Annotated in this window: 16 protein-coding genes; 9 read left to right on the top strand and 7 right to left on the bottom strand. The window is 63.4% G+C overall.

Translation table 11 applies throughout. The features are described from left to right. Positions 1-7 precede the first annotated feature (7 nt). The 3 genes from C2U70_RS16740 (at position 8) to C2U70_RS16750 (ending at position 1,515) form a co-directional block, all read left to right on the top strand. Positions 8-805 carry an AAA family ATPase gene (locus C2U70_RS16740; RefSeq protein WP_140979532.1) on the top strand — a complete coding sequence of 266 codons (798 nt, stop codon included), beginning with the start codon at positions 8-10 and terminating at the stop codon, positions 803-805. Positions 806-931: 126 nt separating this feature from the next. Beyond that, a complete protein-coding gene (locus tag C2U70_RS16745; RefSeq protein ID WP_140979533.1) occupies positions 932-1,111 on the top strand; it encodes a hypothetical protein in 180 nt (59 codons plus the stop codon). Between the two features lie 29 nt (positions 1,112-1,140). Further along, the gene (locus tag C2U70_RS16750; protein ID WP_246666770.1) at positions 1,141-1,515 is read left to right on the top strand and encodes a hypothetical protein; all 375 of its coding nucleotides are present in this window, start codon (positions 1,141-1,143) and stop codon (positions 1,513-1,515) included. 4 nt (positions 1,516-1,519) lie between these two features. Here the strand turns inward: C2U70_RS16750 and cax are convergent, their stop codons facing one another. Then, entirely contained in the window at positions 1,520-2,620 is a 1,101-nt protein-coding gene (cax, locus tag C2U70_RS16755; protein WP_140979534.1) for a calcium/proton exchanger, read from the bottom strand. A 212-nt stretch (positions 2,621-2,832) separates the two neighbouring features. Here cax and pdxY point away from each other — a divergent pair, with 212 nt between their 5' ends. Both pdxY and C2U70_RS16765 read left to right on the top strand, forming a co-directional pair. Then, positions 2,833-3,630 carry a pyridoxal kinase gene (pdxY, locus tag C2U70_RS16760; RefSeq protein WP_140979535.1) on the top strand — a complete coding sequence of 266 codons (798 nt, stop codon included), beginning with the start codon at positions 2,833-2,835 and terminating at the stop codon, positions 3,628-3,630. Between the two features lie 111 nt (positions 3,631-3,741). Continuing rightward, positions 3,742-3,906: a Flp family type IVb pilin gene (locus C2U70_RS16765; RefSeq protein WP_140979548.1), complete on the top strand. Its 165-nt coding sequence runs from the start codon at positions 3,742-3,744 to the stop codon at positions 3,904-3,906. Positions 3,907-4,069: 163 nt separating this feature from the next. Here the strand turns inward: C2U70_RS16765 and C2U70_RS33045 are convergent, their stop codons facing one another. Next, on the bottom strand, positions 4,070-4,243 hold the full coding sequence (locus tag C2U70_RS33045; RefSeq protein WP_186294307.1) for a hypothetical protein: 174 nt from the start codon (positions 4,241-4,243) through the stop codon (positions 4,070-4,072). Further along, positions 4,240-6,492 carry a hybrid sensor histidine kinase/response regulator gene (locus C2U70_RS16770; RefSeq protein WP_140979536.1) on the bottom strand — a complete coding sequence of 751 codons (2,253 nt, stop codon included), beginning with the start codon at positions 6,490-6,492 and terminating at the stop codon, positions 4,240-4,242. Before C2U70_RS16770 ends, C2U70_RS33045 begins: the two co-directional genes overlap by 4 nt. Positions 6,493-6,747: 255 nt before the next feature. On the opposite strand from C2U70_RS16770, the gene C2U70_RS16775 reads away from it, so the two are divergent. Beyond that, complete coding sequence (locus tag C2U70_RS16775; RefSeq protein ID WP_140979537.1) at positions 6,748-7,098, top strand: c-type cytochrome; 351 nt, start codon at positions 6,748-6,750, stop codon at positions 7,096-7,098. Between the two features lie 247 nt (positions 7,099-7,345). Here C2U70_RS16775 and C2U70_RS16780 read toward each other — a convergent pair whose 3' ends face one another. Continuing rightward, a complete protein-coding gene (locus C2U70_RS16780) occupies positions 7,346-7,696 on the bottom strand; it encodes a zinc ribbon domain-containing protein YjdM (RefSeq protein WP_140979538.1) in 351 nt (116 codons plus the stop codon). Between the two features lie 1,101 nt (positions 7,697-8,797). On the opposite strand from C2U70_RS16780, the gene C2U70_RS16790 reads away from it, so the two are divergent. From C2U70_RS16790 to C2U70_RS16800, 3 genes are all read left to right on the top strand, one after another. After that, entirely contained in the window at positions 8,798-9,544 is a 747-nt protein-coding gene (locus tag C2U70_RS16790) for a 2OG-Fe(II) oxygenase (RefSeq protein WP_140979540.1), read from the top strand. Between the two features lie 188 nt (positions 9,545-9,732). Next, positions 9,733-10,653, top strand: a complete 921-nt coding sequence (locus tag C2U70_RS16795) for a DMT family transporter (protein ID WP_140979541.1) — start codon at positions 9,733-9,735, stop codon at positions 10,651-10,653. 303 nt (positions 10,654-10,956) lie between these two features. Further along, positions 10,957-11,580 carry a hypothetical protein gene (locus C2U70_RS16800; protein WP_140979542.1) on the top strand — a complete coding sequence of 208 codons (624 nt, stop codon included), beginning with the start codon at positions 10,957-10,959 and terminating at the stop codon, positions 11,578-11,580. 17 nt (positions 11,581-11,597) lie between these two features. Here C2U70_RS16800 and C2U70_RS16805 read toward each other — a convergent pair whose 3' ends face one another. The 3 genes from C2U70_RS16805 to C2U70_RS16815 all read right to left on the bottom strand — a co-directional run bounded on the left by C2U70_RS16805 (position 11,598) and on the right by C2U70_RS16815 (position 18,209). After that, complete coding sequence (locus C2U70_RS16805) at positions 11,598-12,113, bottom strand: ParB N-terminal domain-containing protein (RefSeq protein WP_140979543.1); 516 nt, start codon at positions 12,111-12,113, stop codon at positions 11,598-11,600. Positions 12,114-12,496: 383 nt separating this feature from the next. Further along, positions 12,497-14,146: a hypothetical protein gene (locus C2U70_RS16810; protein WP_140979544.1), complete on the bottom strand. Its 1,650-nt coding sequence runs from the start codon at positions 14,144-14,146 to the stop codon at positions 12,497-12,499. Between the two features lie 307 nt (positions 14,147-14,453). Next, positions 14,454-18,209 carry a vitamin B12-dependent ribonucleotide reductase gene (locus tag C2U70_RS16815; RefSeq protein ID WP_140979545.1) on the bottom strand — a complete coding sequence of 1,252 codons (3,756 nt, stop codon included), beginning with the start codon at positions 18,207-18,209 and terminating at the stop codon, positions 14,454-14,456. Between the last annotated feature and the right edge of the window lie 772 nt (positions 18,210-18,981).

The raw sequence follows: 18,981 nt of genomic DNA on the forward strand, positions 1-18,981 counted from the left end.
GTAGAGCATGAGCCGGAAGCGACGACGTCAGACCACGCTGTCCGCACCGTACCTCCGGCGCGTTTGGCTCGATCGCTCCCTCGTCGATGACTGGGAGGCCTATCCGTTCTGCCTTCCCGTCTTCAGGGGCGAGTTCGACCAGAGTTTCGACACCGCTGTCACCATCATCGTCGGCGAGAACGGCGCTGGGAAGTCGACCATCCTTGAAGGCATCGCGGGCTTGGCCGGCTTCGCCAGTACCGGCGGTCGAAAGGGATTTCGGGAGATCGACGGCGGCGGCATCGAGACCACCGGCGGAGAGCTGTCGTCCGCGTTGCGGGCTTCCTGGGTGCCGAAGGTTACCGATGGCTGGTTCTTTCGCGCCGAGACGTTCTTTTCGGTCGCCCGCTATCTGGACCGCTCTGCGGTGGATGCTGTCGAAGCGATGGAGGGCGTGTTCGGCGCGAGCGTGCAGACGGCGCCGGACTATCTCTCCTTCTCGCATGGCGAGGGCTTTCTGGTGTTCTTCGAGGAGCGCTGCCAGAAGCAGGGCATCTACATCTTCGACGAGCCGGAATCCGCGCTGTCGCCGGCCCGGCAGATGGATTTCCTGAAGCTGCTGCACCGGATGGATCTCTCCGGCAATTGTCAGGTGGTCATGGCGACTCACGCGCCGATGTTGATGGCCTATCCGAACGCGAAACTGCTTCGGCTCGGGAAGTATGGACTTGAGCCGATCAGCGTGGAGCAGACCGACCATTACCGGGTGATGCGCGAGTTTTGCGCCGACCCGCGCGGCTTTGTCGAGGCGACGTTGTCGGAGTGACGCACCGTTCCGCGATCTCACACGCGTCCTGTTGACGGCGCCAAATTGCCACGTTCCCGGCTCTTTGCCGCCAAAGCGCACTGCGACGACAGGCGCGGGTGGCAGGGCAGCGCAAGGGGATGTGCATTGGCCTACAAGATGATCGCAGAACGCGAGAACGCGAAGTATAGTTTTGCACGGGAAAGCCGGCTGCTGATCGTGGCCAAGGCGAAGGTCTGGGCGAGCGAGGGATGGCAGGTCGTGATCACCGATCCCGACGGCAAGGCCTATCAGGCGGCGGAGTTCGACCAGCTCGCGGCAGCCTGACCGCGAGGACTTTGGGGCAGGGGACAGACTTGACGTCGTTGCATGAGGTGGGGCGCGGCTGGATCGCGCCCCTGATCGCTGTTGGCGCCGCGCTCGTGCTGACGGCCGCGGTTGCACGCGCGCAAAATCTCGACGCGGAGAAGGCGCCGGCAAAGCTGTTTGCCGATAGCTGCGCGAGCTGCCATCGCAGCGCGCGGGGCCTTGCCAAGGGCCGCTTCACGCTGACGCTCGCCTGGTTCCTGAGGGACCACTACACCAGCGGGCCGGACTCGGCGAAGACGCTTGCCTCCTATCTCGTCAGCGTGGACGACGCGGCCGCCGCCAAGGCGCGCCCTGCAAAATCGGCAAAACCATCGGGCACATCGCGAACACCGCGTCCGCCGGCATCTGTGACGCCGCGATAGCGGCTTACCCCACAGCCTGCGGCGCCGGCGGCACGACGTAGAGCGTCAGCGCGAAAATCGCATAGATGAAAATCAGCAGCGCGCCGATGAACCAGGCCGAGCGGCCGCCATTGGTGATGAAGCTCGCGGTCAGCGCCGCGATCATCACCATGGTCACGGCGCCCGGCCAGAACAAGAGATCCATCGGCTTCGGTCCGGTGACGTAGCTCAGCAGCACCAGCACGGGGGCGACGAACAGCGCGATCTGCGAGGCGCTTCCGAGTGCGATCGACACGCTCATGTCGAGGCGGTTTTTTCGCGCCGCCGAGAACGCCACGGCCATCTCGGCGGCCGCACCGACCAGCGACACGATGATGAAGCCGACGAAGGCCGGGCTCATGCCAAAGCTCTCGGCCGCCTTTTGCACGGATTCGACGAAGATTTCGCTGACCAGCGCCACCAGCACGGTGACGACGAACAGCGTGACGAGCGCGGTGCCGAGCGGCCACGGCGCTTCCGCCTCCTCGTGTTCGGCGCTGGCAAAGAGGTCCTTGTGGGTCACCAGCGAGAAATACAGGCCGAGCGCGTAGGCCGATATCAGCAGCACCGACAGGCCGACGCTGAGCTTCTGCATCAGCGCCGGATCGCGCGCGTGCTCGAGATCGGCCACCGCCGAGGGCGCGAGCAGGGCGACCGTCGCCATCAGCAGCAGGCCCGCATAGAGCCGCCCGCCGGCGCGATTGTACTCCTGGACGCGATGGCGCAAGCCTCCGATCAGGAACGAGGCGCCGAGCATGAACAGCGCATTGGTGACGATGGCGCCGGCGATCGAGGCCTTCACGAGCATGTACTGGCCGGCATGCAGCGCGGTGATCGCGATGATCATTTCGGTGAGGTTGCCGAGCGTGGCGTTGAGGAGCCCGCCGACCGCATCGCCCGTCTTGGCCGCCACGGCCTCCGTGGCGTGGCTGAGGAGCGCTGCCAAGGGCACGATGGCGAGCACGGCGAGCACGAACAGCAGCGTGTGCGCCTCCGGCCGCGTCTTGGCGGCCATCAGCACGACCGGCACGAGCGCCAACAGCCACAGCAGCGAATTGTGACGGATCTCCTTCAGCAGCACCTGCATGTCGGCCCTCCTTGCCCGCAGGCGAGGGTCGGGCCGGGGGGCAAAGCGGTGTTGATCTGGCTCAAGGGGCGATATTTCCGGTGAAAACAACCCCATGCACAGTAGGACGGGATTTTTCCTGCGGCGCGCGGTGGAGGGGACGAAGCTATTGACAGGCCCAGTGAATCTGCGGCGATGGCGCAACCGAACCCGCTCGCGCCCAGGGACCGCCCATGCTTGCAATTTGCATCCAAAGCCAGGTCGTTTACGGCCATGTCGGCAATAATGCTGCAATTTATCCCATGCAGGCGGAGGGGGTGAGCGTCGCGGCGGTGCCGACGACGCTGTTGTCGAACCATCCGCGCTATCCGACCCTGCGCGGCCGCGTGCTCGACGCCGAGCTCGTCGCCGACCTCCTGCGCGGCGTCGAGGAGCGCGCTCTGGTGGAGCGTGCCTCCGTGCTCGTCACCGGCTATCTCGGCTCGGAGACAAATGCGCAAATCATCGCCGATTTCGTCGCGCGGGCCCGCCAGCGCAATCCAGACCTGGTCTATCTCTGCGATCCCGTGATCGGCGATGACGGCAAGGTCTATGTCGCCGAGGGCATTTTGGACGTGGTGCGGACGCGGCTGGTGCCGCTGGCCTCGTTCGTGACGCCGAACCAGTTCGAGCTCGAGCAGCTCGCGGGAATGAAGGTGACCGATATCGCAAGCCTGCGCGCCGCGAGCGCGGCGCTGTCGGCGGGCGGCGTCGTTGCGACCGGCTGCGCGGTCGCCGACACCGGCGCAGGGCAGGTCGAGACGATCCTCTGCGCGAACGGAGCGGCACAACGTTTTGCAACGATGCGGCTGCCGATCCGGCCCTGCGGCACCGGCGATCTGCTCACGGGCCTCATCGCCGCGCACCTGGCGAAGGGCGCTGCAATCGCGGCGGCCGTGCGCGCGGCGGTGGACGGCGTGTTCGCGGTCCTCGTTCGCACGCAGGCGGAAGGCGCGGAGGAGATGCGCCTCGTGCCGTGGCCGGCGCGTTGAGTGCGACGCACCCTTCCTCAAATTGACTCGCCGGTGTTAACACAATCGTAGATTGTGTAACCTATCCCATTGCGTGCAGGCAATGCCTCGCACAACTGGGAAGGACAGCAATTGAAACGCATTTTAAAAGACTTCGTCGCCGATGAAACCGGCGCGACCGCAATCGAGTACGGCCTGATCGCAGCCGGCATCGCGCTTGCGATCATCGAGGTGATTTTCGCGCTGGGCACGAATCTGGTGGCGAAGCTGACGGCGCTTGCGACGGCGTTGAAGTAGGGGGTGTGGCCGAATGACGGAGGTCTTGGTCCCGTCATCCTGAGGAGCGCGCGCTCTTCGCGCGCCTCGAAGGATGGACGGCCCCGATGCAGCCGGGCCGTCGCCCTTCGAGGCCTCCGCTTCGCTCCGGCACCTCAGGGTGACGGTTTGAGATTCGAGCTCCTCACCCGAACAGCGCCACGTAGATCACGTACAGCCAGCCGAAGATGCCGTGGATGATCGCCCACAGGATCGAATGGTTGTTGGTGTAGGAGATTGCGATCGCGAGCGCGGAGCCGAAGCCGACGCCGTATTTCGCGCCCTCGACCCGAACGCCGTAATACCTGTTGCCGTTCATGGCGATCCCTTCACTGCCGGAGCGGGTTGAAGCCGGTTGCGCAGCAGAGTCTCCAGTTCGGCGATCTTGAATGGTTTTGTCACGATGTGGTCGAACCCTGCGCGCCTCATGTTGTCCATGTTGGCGGGCATGGCATCCGCGGTCAATGCGACGACCGGAATATGCGCGGTGGAGGGGTCCTCGCGCAGGCCCTGCAGCACATCGTAGCCCTTGCCGTCCGGCAGATGAATGTCGGTGATGACGAGATCGGGCTTCATCGAGCGCGCGATGGCCAATCCGTCCTTGACGGTCTGTGCATCGAGCAGCCGGATGCCGCCTGCCTGTTCGACCACGCCACGCATCAATTCGACATTGGGGATCTTGTCCTCGACATAGAGCACGGTAGTCCGTGCATCCGACGCCGTCGCAGGCCGTGGTGTTGCAATCCGGGGTGCTGCCGCGGCGGTTTCGTCCGCGGCGGGCAGGTCGACCCAGAACTTGCTGCCTTGTCCTACGGTGCTCTCGAAGCCGATGCGCCCGTTCATCGCCAGCACCAGCCGGCGGCTGAGGGCGAGGCCAATGCCGGTTCCCTCGATCTGCGTGAGCTCGGCGCCGAGGCGATTGAAGGGCTGGAAAATCTGGTCGCGGAGCTCGGGCGCGATGCCCGGTCCGGTATCGCGGACGATGAAGCGGACCATGCTGTCGACCGGGATCGCCGAAAGCTGAACCCAGCCGTCGCTGACATTGTACTTGATGGCGTTGCTGCCGAGATTGAGCAGGACCTGGATCAGGCGCGTGCGATCCGCGGTGACGAGGGGAAGGTTGGCCGAAGTGTCCACGGTGAACACGATGCCGCTCTTGCGGGCCTGGAGCTCCAGCGTCCGGCTCGCTTCGGTCATGATCTCGAGGCAATCCAGCGTCTCGAGATCGAGCTTGACGTGTCCGGACTCCAGGCGGGCCATGTCCAGCACATCATTGATGATATTCTCGAGATGCTCGCTCGCCTGCATGATGTTCTCCGTGTAGCGAATCCGGCGCTCGCGCGCGAGCGTGCCTCCGGACCTGTGCAGCAACTGGGCGAAGCCGGAAATGGCCGTCAGCGGCGTGCGCAGCTCGTGACTCATCGACGCCAGAAATTCCGATTTCGCACGATTGGCTTCTTCAGCCACCTGTTTCGCGACCAGTGCCTTGCGGGTGTCCGCCTCTCTCTGGGCGCGTTCGCGTTCGCGCTCGGCGATCAAGTGCGAGGCGCGGTCCAGCGCCTGGCCGACCTCGTCGACTTCGATGATTTCGGTGACGGGAATGGACGGTGATCCCGGTGATCCCAGCGCGAGCGCGGGGGCGGTGAGGCTGCGGATCGACCGGCTGATGCGGGCCCCGAACACGGCGGCCGCCAGACAGCCGAGCGCCAGCAGGGTGACGGCAATGGCGGCGTTGAAGACGATCGACTGCCGCGCGTTTGCCGCCAGATCGGCGATCGGAATGCCCATGCCGACCGTCCAGCCGGATCGAGGCGAGCGGCTGAAGCTGGAGAAGATCGGGATGCCTTCGACCGTGGTGGTTTCGACGCTGGCCTCGGCGACCTCGATGAAGCGGCGAATGAATTCCGGCGCGCCCTTCTTGCCGACGAATTGGTCCGGGGCATGCGTGCGCGCGACGATGGTGCCGGTGCCGTCGAAAATAGCGGCGACCCAGTTGGGCGGAATGTTCTGCCTGCGCAGGATGTCGTTCAGCCGCTCCGGCGTGACCCCCATGGCCAGCGTGTAGATGATCTTGCCGTCCACGCGCACCGGCACTTCGACGGCAATCACCCAATTGCTGACGACCGGACCGAGGAAGAGATCGGAGATGACCGGCTCGCCGGTGTCGAGGATCCGTCGCACCACGTCCGGCTGCCCGTGCCGGGGCAGGGCGGTTCCGAACGGTCTCAGCGTATTGAGGACCTGCTGGGCCGCGGGATCGCTGAGGACGACATTGCTGCCGGTCAGGACGCTGAGCGCCTCGCGCGACTGCCGGTAGAAGCCGGCGAGATCGCCGGCGGCGAGATGCGGCGACGTCGCCAGGGCCTGCAACGCGGATTGCACGCCATGCAGCTCGGCATCGACCGCCTGGATCAGCGCGCGGCTGGTCGCCATCGTGCTCTGGCCGACGAAGGCGGTATTTTGCCGGTAGGAATGGACGATCAGGAAGCTCGCCGCCAGCGTTACCGGCAGCACGCAGGCGATCACCAGGCTGATCAGCCAGAAGCGAATGGTCTTGTGATGCCACATGACGCTCTCTCGTGCCGCCTCATAGCGATGCGCTTGCCGTGCGCCGGTGGTCCCTTGCGGGACTTTCAACCATCGCTGGCAGTCGGGACAGACGTCCTGATCATCGGTATTGAAAGCGCGGCCCGCAGGTCTTGATCCAGCGCAAGGCGCCGGGATCGAGGTGAGGAAGTGCTGCCGGCCCTTGATGCAGGTCAACCCCGCTCGACCGCGCCGATCTAACGTGGCGGCCTCACAGGCAGCGGCGAGGTCAGGGCAATGTCGCCAAGGGTAAGATATGCAGTCATCCCGCTCGCGCTGGCGGTGCTATGGCTCGCCGGCATCGTTCCCACCGCTGATGCAGCACCGCGGTCCGCCGCGCGCATGGCTGCAGCGGGGCATCGCCTCGCGCAAGCCTGGTGCCAGACCTGTCATGCCATCGATCCGGACATGGCCGGCCTGTTCGACACGGCCCCAAGCTTCCAGGCCATCGCGGACCGCAAAGGCACCACCGCGCTGTCGCTCAAAGTGTTTTGGCGGACCAGCCACCAGAACATGCCCAACATCGTGATCGCGCCCGATCAGGCCGATGCGCTGGCGGCGTATATTTTGAGTTTGAGGAGCAGGTGAGACGACGTCGTTGCGTAGCCCGGAATCTTGCGTTGCCGCGAATTTCGTCTTCTCACCGTCACCCTGAGGTGGCCGCTTCTTCAGCGGCCCTCGAAGGGCGACAGCCGGCTGTTGCCGCGCGCTGCCGCTGCATCTCGGCCGTTCATCCTTCGAGGCTCACCGCACGGCGCGTTGCGCCGCGCGGCTCTCACCTCAGGATGACGGGACTACTTCCGTCTCCGGATTTCATGACGATTCCTTCCGCGGCTCACGCCTTGCGCACGAACTCCGATTTCAGATTCATCGCGCCGATGCCGTCGATCTTGCAGGCGATGTTGTGGCCGTCGGTGGCGTCCTGCAGGCGGATGTTGCGCACCTTGGTGCCGCCCTTGACGACCGATGACGCGCCCTTGACCTTCAAATCCTTGATCACGATGACGCTGTCGCCATCGGCCAGCACATTGCCATTGGCGTCGCGCACGGCGTTGTCGTCAGCCGCATCTGTCGCGGCTTCGCCCGTCGCGCTCCATTCATGGGCGCATTCCGGGCAGACCCAGAGGTCGCGATCCCTGTAGGCATGTTCGGAATTGCATTTCGGGCATTTCATCGCGTCAGTCATCGACAATTCGGCTCCTCTTTCGCGGCGCAACGTAGGGGTGGGTGCGCGGAATGCAAGCGAAAACCGGTTCGCGCTGGCGCGCCGCCGCTTGTAAGTGAGTACCGTTTGCGAGCACGCCGCGCGAGGCGGAGCTGTAGGGTGGGTTAGCTTAGCGAATGCGCGACTTGTCCGCCGAAGCTCGGAGAGCGAAGGCGGAAGCGCAGTTCGCTGAGCGTAACCCACCGCCTTGGTTTCCGCGTTGACAGAAGAGGTGGGTTACGCCCCGCGGCTTGCGCGTTGCGCAATCCGCGGAGCTAACCCACCCTACTCACCGCATCGCGCCGCAAAAAAGTCATACCGCAATTGTGAATTGGCCCACAGACGGCGGCCGTCCTGTCTGTTTATCTGCCGCCAATTGGTCCGCGCGCGCGTTTGGCATGGCGCATTGGGCTTTCTCGCATTCGCTGATTTCTGGGTGTCGCTATGACCGTCTTCGTTCGCAAGAGCATGCTTTGCAGCTCTTTCATCGTGTCCACCATGAGCGGGTGTACCGGGAGATTTCGCGCGCGCTGAAGGGCGCACAGGGATTGTTCTCGAGGCCCCGCCGGTGACGGACGGGGCCTTTCCATTTTCATGTCAGCCCCACGACCGCCCGGCGGAGCCTTCGCGAGAAGGAGGCAGGGTCATGTGGCAGTATTTTGGACCCGATTTCGCGTTCGACGTGGTGAAGGGCGTGGTCGCCGGAATAGCCTCATTGGCATTTCAGGTCGTCGCGCCGCGGACGTTTCGTGCAGCGAGGCAGTTTCGCGCGCGTTGGGTCGCGAGGAAGTACGCACGGCAAGCACGCCGCAAGGCGGCGAAGGAGGAGTCGTGAGGAGAGCGTTCGTAGGGTGGGTTAGCAGAGCGGATTGCGCGCAGCGCAATCGGCTCGGCGTAACCCACCACTTCTGCCGACGCGGATGCAGAAGAGGTGGGTTACGCCCTGCGAACTGCGCTTCGCGCAGTCGCAAGGCTAACCCACCCTACGCATCGCGGCGCCGGGCCGGCGGTTGACCGGGATCAATGACAGTGCGTCGCCCGACGGGCGAGCGTCCCGCTGAGCATCATCCGCGGGCACATCTCATGAGCTATCTCGATACCGAACGCATGGCCGCCATCGCCCGCGAGGCCTCGGCTTTCCTCGACCGCCATCCCTATCCCTGGGCCGGCATGCAGGGCGTCGTGCGCGAGGAGGGTTTTCGCCGCCTGTGCGCGGAGCTGCCCGCGCTCGATTTGTTCGAGCAGGAGTTCGGCCAGTCGCGCGGCTATGGCCAGCAAAGCCACGACCGCTACGCGCTGCAATACAACCCGAATCTCGACGACAGGCTGTCGGCGCCGTGGCGCGATTTCATCGCGGAGCTGAACGGGCCGGACTATGCGGCGTTCCTGCGCCGCGTGTACGGGCTCGGACCCAACGAGCGCTTCGTGCTGTCGATGCACTGGCACTTTGCAGCAGGCGGCGGCTCGGTGTCGCCGCACACCGACGCGCGGCGCAAGATCGGCTCGCACATCTTCTATCTCAATACGCCGGAGGATTGGGATCCCGCCTGGGGCGGCCAGACCGTGGTGCTGGACGACGGCGGCACGCGGCCCGCGCACAGCGCGCCCGGCTTCGACGACATGCCGCAGGTGGCAATGTCCACCATCCTCGGCAACCAGAGCTTTATGTTCAAGCGCACCGAGCATTCCTGGCACGCGGTGCGCCCCATCACCTGTCCGCCCGGCCATTTGCGAAAAGTGTTCATCGTGGTCATCAACAGGGTGAATTTTCAGGTGATCTGGCGGCGGCTGCGGGGGAAGGATCCGGACGGGTATCGGCTGCGGGCGTGAGTGATGGGGAACGCCCGTGGGGCGGTCGATCCGCGTGGTAAGAGCCCCGGATTGCGCGGAGCCTGTCATCGGGCGGCGCTTCGCGCCGACCCGGTGGCTCCATCCGGGCTACGCATCGCGTCGCCACGCGTGCCAGCCCTGCAGGCGCGCGGGTTGAGCCGGGGCCTGCGCCGACGTAACTCCATACCATGGACCAGCGGACGCGCGGCACCGACGCGCACACTCAAAAGCCCGATGCGACACCGGCGCTGCTCGGCATCGTCTGCGGGCTTTCAGCGGCGCTGTTCTGGGCGCTCGGCTTTGCGGCCACGCGGCACGGGCTGAAGGCCGGCTTCACGCCGGTCGATCTCCTGGTGCATCGCTACGTCTGGTCCGGCATCGCGTTCATTCCGCTGGTGCTGCGCGCGGGCATCGGCGATCTCTGCGGCATCGGATGGGGAAGGGGCCTCGTGCTGATGGTGCTCGGCGGCCCCGTGATGTCGCTGATCTCCTACACCGGCTTCCTGTTCGTGCCGCTCGGCCATGGCAGCGTCATCCAGCCGTCGTCGGCGACGCTCGGTGGCCTCCTGCTCGCCGCACTCGTGCTGAAGGAGAAGATCACGGCGTCGCGGCTTGCGGGCGCCATCGTCATCGTCGGCGGCCTCGGCGTGATCGGCGCGGAGTCGATCGGCCATATCGGCGCCGATGGCGTGCAGGGCGACCTAATCTTCGTCCTGACCGGCTTCATGTTCGCAAGCTTCGGCATGTGGCTGCGCCGCTGGCGCGTCTCGGCCTATTCCGCCGCCATCGTCATCAACGTGCTGTCGCTCGCGCTGCTGCCGCTCTACTTCTTCACCGGCGGCCTCGCGCGCGTCGCCGCGCTCGGCGTTACCGAGAACGCGCTCCAGGCGCTGGCGCAGGGCATTCTGGCCGGCCCCGCCGCGCTCTATCTGTTCGCCGTCTCCGTCCAGCGCCTCGGCGTCGCCCGCGCCGCGGTGTTTCCGGCCTGCGTGCCCGCCCTGACGCTGCTCGTCGCCTGGCTGCTGCTCGGCGAGCATCCGACGTCACTGCAGATGGCGGGACTGGCGACGGTGCTGTGCGGGTTCTGGCTGGCGCAAAGGCAGAGCTGATCTGAGCCAACGGGTCGCGCGAATGCGCGCCCGATGACAGGCTCCGCGATATCCGGGTTCGCGCAGCGTGTTCTGTAGTCCCGGATATCGCTTCGCTCATCCGGGCTACGCTGCCGAGGAACAGATGATGCCTTTGCGCGAACACTCAGGCGCGGTAGAAGCTCGCAGGCCCGTGTGGGGCCGGGATCGGGCCAACGAAGGAATCGCTGTGGACACGAGCAAATTGGCCTGCCGGGTTGTTCTTCAGTGACGAAGCGATTTCTGACGGGAGCGTTGCCGTTTTACGCGCTGGCTGGACTGGCCATGTGCGTGTACTTGCTGCTCTACAAGACTGACATCCTGGACATGAACGTGATCGTGCGCGATGCGGCCGCCTCGTCATGGTTTCCGGTGTTCATCTTCGTGTGTGTGCTCCTGGAGTCGGTCTTCCCGTATTTCGGCTATTTTCCGGGAACCGCCCTGATCCTGATGTCGGTTGCGCTCAATCCCAAGCCCGCGGACGCCATCGTCTTCGCCCTCGCATGGCTCGCCATCATCGTCGGCGCCGTCCTCAGCTATGGACAGGCCCGGTTCTTCAGGCCGTTCCTGAAGCTGGTGGCCTCGCGCGCCGCGATCAGCAAATGCGAATCCCTGCTCGACGCCTACGGTCCCTATGCGCGGATCGCCGTGTTCGTTCACCCCAACGCCGGCGCGATGTATTTTACGGCGCTCGGACTTCTCGACCGCAAGCTGGCCGGTGAATTCGTCCATCTTTGCCTCGGTGCCGCGGTCTCGGTCGGCATCCTGTTCGTGGTGGTGACGAGACTGTTGTCGTCCGTCGGCTCCACCGATGACGGCGAACTGCAACTGTTGCTCGCGGCCGCGCTCGTCGCGATCGGGACCCTCGTCGGTCTTTACGCGGCCTTGCGCCGCGGCAGGACGGCGTAGGCTTCAGGAGCCGGCAATCAATAGCGGCCGCCGCTGCCCTTTTGCTGCGTGATCCAGTCCGACAATGTTTTCGGTGCCGATGTCGCAGCCCGGCCCGGTGATGCCTTCGAATTGTCGCGGACGCCTTTCGTCGGACGGGTGCGCGGCGTTTCCGTTGCGTTGACGCCCCTCAAGGCCGCCGTCGATGCCTCTGCGGCTTCCTTCTCGAGGCGCAGCTGTTTCAATCGCGCCATCTTGATACGCTCTGCCTCGACTTCGGGGCGCTCGGCGAGCTGCGGCTTGGGCTGAGCAAACTCGGCCGGGACCAGGACACCGAGTATGGTTGTCTCGCCGAGTGCCTTGCAGGCCTCTAACCGATGCAGTCCCTCGACCAGAACGAGGCGGTCTCCGTCGAGCCGAACGGAAATGGGCTCCTGTTGTCCGATGTCCAGAATACTTTCCGCGATCTCCCCGACGATCTCGGGCTTGATGGCTTTCTTCTGCTTCGTGGGAACGAAGATCTTCTCGATCGGGAAGCTTTCCGGTTTGGGCATAACTTGACTCCGCTTCTACCGGGCCCGTCGGAACTCATGCCGGCGGTGGTCGGAGTTTAGGAGAGAAGGGCTCGACCACAAAGGCAATTCGGCGGCAGGGTATTGATGAGTATCGAAGCCGGGACCGATCTGGATTGCGGCGGCAGTAGCCCGTAGCCCGTAGGATGGGTTGAGCCCTTGTAAAACCCATCATGTTGCCGAGATGATCAGCGATGGGTTTCGCTTCGCTCTACCCATCCTACGCGCTGGCGGCCGCGCTCGTCGCGATCGGCACGCTCGTCGGTCTTTACGCGGCCTTGCGCCGCGGCAGGACGGCTTAGGTTTCGGCCGATATTACGACAACGATCTATGCGAATTGAGTGCAGCCTTAGTTGTCAGCATAGTCAACCAATAGGCTCTAACTCTTCTCCGTTCACGAAGGCCGACATACCCTCCATGGACCAACCTACGGCAAGCTTGTGCAATCTACCAACTTCGAGATGATTCAGGTCGCCTCTAAACGTTCGTCTACCGAAGGTCGGGTGAACTACATCTACGCGGAAGTGGTTGGCGAACGATTGCCATAGACGAAGCTGCTTAGCTCCATCAGGCGAGCTAAAGAATACAAGGCTCTTCCCTAATTGGCTGGTCATCGGCTCGTTGATTCCGAATTCGATGACGATCGTACCCTCTGCATTCGCGCCCAGCATGGCGAGTTGCGATATTTTCCTGATGGAGGTTGGCCATTCCTTCACATCTTCCTTCAACCACAGCCGCAGTTGTTTCCAAAACCACTTGATATCGCTCCACAGACTTGTCTTTTCCGGTGGCTTCATTCCACTAAAGTCTGTTCCAAGAATAGCAATCCCTTCAGGTAGAGGCGTGGCTGGAATGGAATTCGGGACGATGGCTTCGTAGTTTTGGATGGGGTTCTCACCCTCTTTTGCATTTTTAGATAGCGTCCGCGCGCAAAGAATGACAGCGTTGAGCCTACGTTTCTTCTTCAGAAGGCCGAAGGCTCGTTGGTAGGCGAGGTCGCTGACCTCCAAAAGTCGATCGCCCTTCTTGAAAGGAATCTCGATGTGTACGATGCCGCTTGACCCGTCCGGAATCTGCCCATGAGCGCTGTTAACGTCTGCTAGAATCCTCTTGCTCTCGTCATTGCTAAGATACGGCTCGCACTCGACAATCATCACTCTTTTGTAGCGTGGATTACCGATAAGGTCGGTTCCGGTTTCGCATTCGATATAACCCATACTCAGCGAGCGCGGGATGTCGTCTTGCGTTCCTGTGATCCATCCTTCGGGAAAGCTTGAAAACCGTGAAAACTTTATCGTGATGCCGCCATCGGAGCTCGCGATTGGTGTCAGGTCATCCGCGACAATCGACTTGGTGACGAGCTTCACAATGTCGACAATGTCCCGGCCTCGCAGAATTCGCGTGGCCCTTATTTCAATGCGCCATGAACGTGTGTTGGCGTCCATCGCTCGCATTGCACCCTCTTGCACTTCTTCATAGAAATGCTGCTCTTCACGCGACATGTCCTCGAGGCTCTTGCACTCCACATAGCAATTTCCGCCCTTGGCTTTGACAAGGAAGTCCGCGGTGCGCACACCCGGCACCTTCGACTCTGGTACAATCTCGATTAGAGCGCCGAGGTCTCTGTAACAGGACAGAATGTAGATCTCGAACATGGTCGAGAAATATTCCCTGCCGGTTTCCAACTTGGTCAGTATCCTGTCGATGTCGGCGAGTCCAAGTAACCCCTTGAGGCGAATCAACTGATCGAGAAGGTAGAAACTCCTTTCTGGGAGCGCCAACTTGCCCTGAGCCTCAGAGTTATCGACCGCCTGCATCAGTTCGTGCCATTCAACTGCCAACGGATGTGCTAGGTAGCGATGGCGACGATAGGCCGCCATCCCTTTGACAGTTTCCGGTTTGAAGGTTGCGGTTATTCGGTCGAACCTTTGTACGCCGATCGCCTTCCGAAGCATCTCACAGGTGCTTCGGATGTTCTCAACCGAGAGGGTAATTCCGGGATTTATTTCTTGCACAACCGCATATCCTTAAACGAAGCGCTTACGCTCCATCCTTGTACCGACCGGCTCGGTCGTCCGTCTAATGAAAGTAGTGATCAAGCTTCTGGGTCTCAGCGGCAAAGTAAGTTACGGTCGTTCGGATAATCCTCGTGGAGAGGCGAAGAAGGGCTGCGTGTCGGGCTCTGCTTTAACGCGGGTGGGCGCTTGCGCATGATCCGAATAGGGCCTTACGCAGCAAAATAAAGGGCGGCCTCTCGGCCGCCCTTCGTGGATGCCCGGTCAAGCCCGGGCATGACGTTCCTTGTTGTGATGCGCTACCGCCTCACGAACACCCCGTCGTGCTGCCGCACGTATCGCACTTCATGCAGGTGCCATTCCGCACCAGTGTGAAGTTGCCGCACTCCGAGCACATCTCGCCTTCGTAGCCTTTGGCCTTCGCTTCCGCGCGGCGCTCGGCCTTGCTGGGGACGACCGTCTGGGCGGCGGTGCCGGCCTTGCTCCACTGGAGGGCCTCGAGCTTCTCGGTGGGCGAGAGGTCGTGGCTGGCTTCCTGCTTCAGCGCGACGGCGCCTTCGAGCGCATCGCCGACGCGGGAGCTTGCGCCGTGGGAGGCGAGCGCGGTGACCTTGCTGCCGCCGTCGGTGGACGAGGGCATCGTGCCGCCGCGCATCACGACGAGGTTGTCGGTGCGGGAGCGGGTGAGACCGCGCGACACGAACTTGGTCGCGTGCTGGCCGCGGTCGTCCTCGGGCTCCTTGCCTTCGTCGACGCCCTTGCCGAGCGCGTCAAAGCCGGTCTCGCTGGGATCGACATGGGCGAGGTCGAAGCGGGACAGATACGACACCGCGAGTTCGCGGAAGACGTAGTCCAGGATCGAGGTCGCGTACTTGATGCTGTCGTTGCCCTGCACGGGGCCCGCCGGCTCGAAGCGGGTGAAGGTGAAGGCATCGACATATTCGTCGAGCGGCACGCCGTACTGGAGACCGAGCGACACCGCGATCGCGAAGTTGTTGATGAAGGAGCGGAGCGCCGCACCCTCCTTGTGCATGTCGATGAAGATCTCGCCGATGCGGCCGTCGTCATACTCGCCGGTGCGGAGATAGACTTTATGTCCGCCGACGACCGCCTTCTGGGTGTAGCCCTTGCGTCGGTCAGGCATCTTCTCGCGCTCGCGCATCACGATGATGCGCTCGACCAGCTTTTCGACGATCTTTTCCGAGACCTGGGCGGTGCGCGCCGCCATCGGCTTGTCGTAGAGATGATCGATCGCATCGTCCTCGTCCTCATCATCGCTGATGAGCTGCGAGTTGAGCGGCTGGCTGAGCTTCGAGCCGTCGCGGTAGAGCGCGTTGGCCTTCAGCGCCAGCTTCCACGACAGCATGTAGGCGGACTTGCAGTCCTCCACCGTGGCGTCGTTCGGCATGTTGATGGTTTTCGAGATCGCGCCCGAGATGAAGGGCTGGGCCGCCGCCATCATGCGGATGTGGCTTTCGACCGACAGATAGCGCTTGCCGATCTTGCCGCAGGGGTTGGCGCAGTCGAACACCGGATAGTGCTCGGCCTTGAGGTGCGGAGCACCTTCCACCGTCATCGCGCCGCAGATGTGGACGTTGGCCGCCTCGATCTCGCGCTTGGTGAAGCCGACGGCCTGGAGCAGGTCGAAGCCGGGGGCCGCGATCGCCTCGGCACCGATGCCGAGCTGGTCGCGGATGAAGTCCTCGCCAAAGGTCCATTTGTTGAAGGCGAACTTGATGTCGAAGGCGGTGGGGAGTGCCTTTTCGACCTTGGCGATGGCCTCGTCCGTAAAGCCCTTGGCCTTCAGCGTGGAGACGTTGATGCCGGGGGCGTTCGACAGCGAGCCATGACCGACGGCGTAGGCCTCGATCTCGGCGATGTCAGCCTCGCTGTAGCCGAGCGCGCGAAGTGCTGCCGGAACGGCGCGGTTGATGATCTTGAAGTAGCCGCCGCCGGCGAGCTTCTTGAATTTGACCAGCGCGAAGTCGGGCTCGATGCCGGTGGTGTCGCAATCCATGACCAGGCCGATCGTGCCGGTCGGCGCGATGACGGTGGTCTGGGCGTTGCGATAGCCGTGCTTCTCGCCGAGCTCGAGCGCCGCATCCCAGGCGGCCTGCGCGTGCGCGACCAGGTCGGTCTGCGTGCAGGACACGAGGTCCATCGGCACCGGGTTGACCGAGAGCGCCTCGTAGCCGTTGGACTGGCCGTGGGCGGCGCGGCGGTGGTTGCGGATCACGCGCAGCATGTGCGCGGCGTTCTTCTTGTAGCCGGGGAAGGGGCCGAGCTCGCCCGCCATCTCCGCCGAGGTCTTGTAGGAGATGCCGGTCATGATCGCGGTCAGCGCGCCGGCGATGGCACGGCCTTCCCTGGAATCGTAGGGCAGGCCCATGGTCATCAAGAGGCCGCCGATGTTGGCGTAGCCGAGGCCGAGCGTGCGGAACTCATAGGAGAGCTCGGCGATCGCGCGCGACGGGAACTGCGCCATCATCACGGAGATTTCGAGCACCAGCGTCCACAGGCGGCAGAGATGCTCGTAGCTGTCGACGTCGAAGCGCTTGGCCTTGATGTCGTAGAACGTCAGCAAATTGGCGGAGGCGAGGTTGCACGCCGTGTCGTCCAGGAACATGTATTCCGAGCACGGATTGGAGGCGCGGATGTCGCCGGACGCCTTGCAGGTGTGCCAGTCGTTCATGGTGGTGTTGAAGTGCAGGCCGGGATCGGCCGAGGCCCAGGCGGCGTGGCCGATCTTCTCCCAGAGGTCGCGCGCCTTCAGCGTCTTCGTCACCTTCTTCGAGGTGCGGGCATTCAGATTCCAGTCGCCGTCGGTCTCGACCGCGCGCAGGAAGTCGTCCCTGAGCGAGACCGAGTTGTTGGAGTTCTGGCCGGAGACCGTGAGATAGGCTTCCGAATCCCAGTCGGTGTCATAAACGTCGAACTGGATGTCCTTGTAGCCCTGCTTGGCGAACTGGATGACGCGCTTGATGTAATTGTCAGGCACGAGGCTGCGGCGCGCGAGCTTGATCTCGCGGCGCAGCGCCGGGTTCTTCTCGGGGTCGAAGCAATCGTCGCCCGAACCTTCGCAGTTCACGCAGGCCTTGAGCACGGCCTTGAGATGCTTTTGGTTGATCTTGGATCCCGTGACGAGAGCCGCGACCTTCTGCTCCTCCTTCACCTTCCAGTCGATATAGGTCTCGATGTCCGGGTGATCGACGTCGACGACGACCATCTTGGCCGCGCGGCGCGTGGTGCCGCCGCTCTTGATGGCGCCCGCCGCGCGGTCGCCGATCTTCAGGAAGCTCATCAGGCCCGAGGAGCGGCCGCCGCCCGAGAGTTTCTCACCCTCGCCGCGCAAACGCGAAAAATTGGAGCCGGTGCCGGAGCCGTATTTGAACAGACGCGCTTCGCGGACCCAGAGGTCCATGATGCCGCCTTCGTTGACGAGGTCGTCACCGACGCCCTGGATGAAGCAGGCATGCGGCTGCGGATGCTCGTAAGCCGACTTCGACTTGGTCAGCTTGCCGGTGAAGGGGTCGACGTAATAATGGCCCTGGCCGGGGCCGTCGATGCCATAGGCCCAGTGCAGGCCGGTGTTGAACCATTGCGGCGAGTTCGGCGCGACCATCTGCATGGCGAGCATGTAGCGGAGCTCGTCGTAGAAGGCCTGGGCGTCCTCATCGTTCGTGAAATAGCCACCCTTCCAGCCCCAATAGGTCCAGCAGCCGGCGAGGCGATCGAATACCTGCTTGGCCGAGAGCTCGCTGACATAGCGCTCCTTCTCAGGCAGCGCGGCGAGGGCGTCAGTGTCGGGCACGGAACGCCACAGGAAGGAGGGGACGGATTCCTCCTCAACCTTCTTCAGGCGCGCGGCGACGCCGGCCTTGCGAAAATACTTTTGGGCGAGCACGTCGGAGGCGACCTGCGACCACTCGGCCGGCACCTCGACGCCGTCGAGCTTGAACACGACCGAGCCGTCGGGATTCCGGATCTCCGACGTGGTCTGCCGGAATTCGATTCCAGCGTAGGGTGACTGTCCCGAAGTGGTGTGGCGCCGCTCGATCCGCATAGTTGCCCCGTCCTTTTCTTGCCCGGACCGCCGCCGCTGGGCGTGCCGGGTCGTTGTCTCACCAAGCGAATTCCTCCCGGCCTCATCGGCCTTCAGGCTTCGCAGTTGCTGCCGGTGGATCCGGCCCAGTTTCTCTCGCCGTCGAGACGGTGTTTGCACCGACCCGCCGTCGGCATATCGGCCCATCCACCCCAGGATGCGGCGACATGCGTTCAACGCCCCAACGCCACGTGTTCAACTCAGCTCTTTCGGGCCTGTTTCCGGCACGTTCGAGCGCCCCGAGGATCCACGTTTTCTGGGCAGACACGCCCTTCTTCCGCTGCCTTGGACCGGTCGGCGGAGTGGTTATTTGCGGACCCTTTTGGGGAGTGACCGGCGGGACGCAAACACACTCGCGCCGAACGGATCGAAAGCTAGGACTCTCCGTTGCGCCCGTCAAGAACTAGTACGAGTTCCTGAATCAAATACTAAATATGGTGGAATGACGGGGATAACAGGGGTCAGTGCCGCACCTGTTGTGGAGGCAAGTATCAGTGAGTCCTCAGAGATTCCCAACACAAAAAAATCGTCCCCCGCGTTGATACGGGAGCCTTCTCCCGCTGTTCACAGGCGAGGTATTTTTTTGGCCTCGAGCATTGCGTCAGCGAGACTCACGTAGTGGTACGGAAACCGGCGATCAGGCATGCCCGCCGAAGTGGTGGCGGGGCCGGCGAATTCGCGCCAAGGTAGGCAGGATACTGCCGGGTTTTTCACATGCATGATTCGACGCGAC

It is taken from the genome of Bradyrhizobium guangdongense, assembly GCF_006483445.1.
In the GTDB taxonomy this organism is placed as follows: Bacteria; Pseudomonadota; Alphaproteobacteria; order Rhizobiales; family Xanthobacteraceae; genus Bradyrhizobium; species Bradyrhizobium guangdongense_A.

Coding starts and splice junctions, on each gene's coding strand:
- C2U70_RS16740 (WP_140979532.1), top strand. CDS start 8: ATGAGCCGGAAGCGACGACGTCAGACCACGCTGTCCGCACCGTACCTC.
- cax (WP_140979534.1), bottom strand. CDS start 2,620: ATGCAGGTGCTGCTGAAGGAGATCCGTCACAATTCGCTGCTGTGGCTG.
- pdxY (WP_140979535.1), top strand. CDS start 2,833: ATGCTTGCAATTTGCATCCAAAGCCAGGTCGTTTACGGCCATGTCGGC.
- C2U70_RS33045 (WP_186294307.1), bottom strand. CDS start 4,243: ATGAACGGCAACAGGTATTACGGCGTTCGGGTCGAGGGCGCGAAATAC.
- C2U70_RS16770 (WP_140979536.1), bottom strand. CDS start 6,492: ATGTGGCATCACAAGACCATTCGCTTCTGGCTGATCAGCCTGGTGATC.
- C2U70_RS16775 (WP_140979537.1), top strand. CDS start 6,748: ATGTCGCCAAGGGTAAGATATGCAGTCATCCCGCTCGCGCTGGCGGTG.
- C2U70_RS16780 (WP_140979538.1), bottom strand. CDS start 7,696: ATGACTGACGCGATGAAATGCCCGAAATGCAATTCCGAACATGCCTAC.
- C2U70_RS16790 (WP_140979540.1), top strand. CDS start 8,798: ATGAGCTATCTCGATACCGAACGCATGGCCGCCATCGCCCGCGAGGCC.
- C2U70_RS16795 (WP_140979541.1), top strand. CDS start 9,733: ATGGACCAGCGGACGCGCGGCACCGACGCGCACACTCAAAAGCCCGAT.
- C2U70_RS16800 (WP_140979542.1), top strand. CDS start 10,957: ATGTGCGTGTACTTGCTGCTCTACAAGACTGACATCCTGGACATGAAC.
- C2U70_RS16805 (WP_140979543.1), bottom strand. CDS start 12,113: ATGCCCAAACCGGAAAGCTTCCCGATCGAGAAGATCTTCGTTCCCACG.
- C2U70_RS16815 (WP_140979545.1), bottom strand. CDS start 18,209: ATGCGGATCGAGCGGCGCCACACCACTTCGGGACAGTCACCCTACGCT.